The 234-nt window shown below is 50.4% G+C and carries 1 protein-coding gene; it reads left to right on the top strand.

Annotated elements, in window-relative coordinates; translation table 11 throughout:
* On the top strand, positions 1–234 hold a 234-nt coding region (locus tag DCCM_RS18795; protein WP_165792212.1), incomplete at both ends, for a hypothetical protein.

Genomic DNA, 234 nt, shown 5'->3' with positions numbered 1-234 from the left:
AGGGACATTAAGGCAGGGTTTGATCCGGATACCGCCTTCCACCGTTTGGGAAAAAATTTAAACTACGAATACGGGGCCTTCTTTGCTCAGCTTTTAAGACTGGCCTGGGATGACGCCTCCGTGGCGCAGCAGTTTCCCAAACTGGCCATTAAAATTAAACGGCATGAGGAACTGATGGCGGTAAACGACACCAGTTTGGCCTGGATGAGGGTTGTGGGCATCTTCTTAAACGCG

This window comes from Desulfocucumis palustris (assembly GCF_002933875.1).
GTDB classification, from domain to species: Bacteria; Bacillota; Desulfotomaculia; order Desulfotomaculales; family Desulfocucumaceae; genus Desulfocucumis; species Desulfocucumis palustris.
The sequence above is the reverse complement of the archived record's forward strand: the minus strand, read 5'-3'. Positions and strand labels throughout refer to the sequence as shown.